Raw genomic sequence first — 1,356 nt, 5'->3', positions numbered from 1 at the left:
GGAGGTATCCGGAATCTTGTGTGTGAGGCGGGTTAAGACTCAGATTCCGATGTTGAATCGCTCCGGGTAAAGCAGCGCAAACTGGGTCATCGCGCTCTTCCAATCGTGCCGGGAGCCGGTCCACTTGGCAACGACGTTGCGCAGCGCCAGCCAGATCAGTTTGAGTGCGGCCTCGTCCGACGGGAAGTGGCCGCGCGCCTTGATGATCTTCCGAAGCTGCATGTGCAGCGACTCGATCGCGTTGGTCGTATATACAATTTTCCGGATGTCCGGCGCGAAGGCATAGAACGGAATCACCTGATCCCAAGCCCGGCGCCAGAGGGCGGCAATCGGTGGGTATTTCGTACCCCACGGGCTCACGTCGAATGCATCCAGCGCCACGGCGGCCGCTTCGGCCGACGGCGCCCGGTAGACCTCCTTGAGCGCCGCTGCGACCGATTTCCGGTCTTTCCAGCTGGCGAAGTCCAGCGAGTTCCGGATCAGATGCACGATGCAGGTCTGGACCGTCGTTTCCGGGAACACCGTATTGATCGCTTCCGGGAAGCCCTTCAGGCCATCGACCACGGCAATCAGGATGTCCTGCACGCCACGCAGCTTCAGGTCGTTCACCACCCGCAGCCAGAACTTGGCCCCCTCGGTCTGCTCGATCCAGAGGCCCAGAACGTCCCGCGTGCCGTCGCGGCGCACGCCCAGCGCCAGGTAGATCGCCTTGTTGCGCACGACGCCTTCGTCGCGGATCTTGACTCGTAAGGCGTCGAAGAACACGACCGGGTACATCGGCTCGAGCGGCCGCTGCTGCCATTCGCGCACTTCGTCGATCACGGCATCGGTCACCGTGCTGATGAAGTCCGGCGACACCTCGATGCTGTACATCTCCAGCAGGAAGCCCTGAATCTCCCGCACGCTCATGCCGCGTGCGTACATCGCGATGATCTTGTCGTCGAAGCCGGTGAAGCGTCGCTCGCCCTTGGCGATCAGCACCGGATCGAAGGTGCCTGCGCGGTCGCGCGGAATCTCGACGTCGAGCAGGTCGTCGTCGGTCGCGATGCGCTTGCGGCTGGTGCCGTTGCGATGGTTCGTGCTGCCGGCCGGCTTGGCTTCGCCCTTCTCGTAGCCGAGGTGGTGGGCCAACTCGCCGCCCAGTGCGCGCTCGAAGATCGCCTTCTTGAGCGCAGCGAGCTGCTCGTTGATCGTCGCCCGGTCCAGCGTCCCGGGCACCAGTTGCTTGATCAGTTCCGGGTCCAGGTTCAAGCCCTTGCCCGGCTCAATCGTTACTTCTTCCTTGCGTTTGCGTGGCATAAAAGTGGCTCCTTGGCCTTCAGTTTATGCCTCACACACAAAGGTTCGGATAGGCTC

The 1,356-nt window shown here is 62.5% G+C and carries 1 protein-coding gene; it reads right to left on the bottom strand.

Going from position 1 to position 1,356, the window contains the following annotated elements; genetic code table 11:
- Nucleotides 1-39: 39 nt before the first annotated feature.
- Nucleotides 40-1,299 carry an IS256 family transposase gene (locus tag QZM67_RS39770; RefSeq protein ID WP_301811936.1) on the bottom strand — a complete coding sequence of 420 codons (1,260 nt, stop codon included), beginning with the start codon at nt 1,297-1,299 and terminating at the stop codon, nt 40-42.
- Between the last annotated feature and the right edge of the window lie 57 nt (nt 1,300-1,356).

The sequence above is a fragment of the Burkholderia sp. AU45251 genome (genome assembly GCF_030482905.1).
GTDB classification, from domain to species: Bacteria; Pseudomonadota; Gammaproteobacteria; order Burkholderiales; family Burkholderiaceae; genus Burkholderia; species Burkholderia aenigmatica.
This window is presented reverse-complemented; position numbering and strand designations above follow the sequence as displayed.

Bases quoted from the DNA above. Each gene is read 5' to 3' on its own strand.
- QZM67_RS39770 (WP_301811936.1), bottom strand. From the start codon at position 1,299: ATGCCACGCAAACGCAAGGAAGAAGTAACGATTGAGCCGGGCAAGGGC.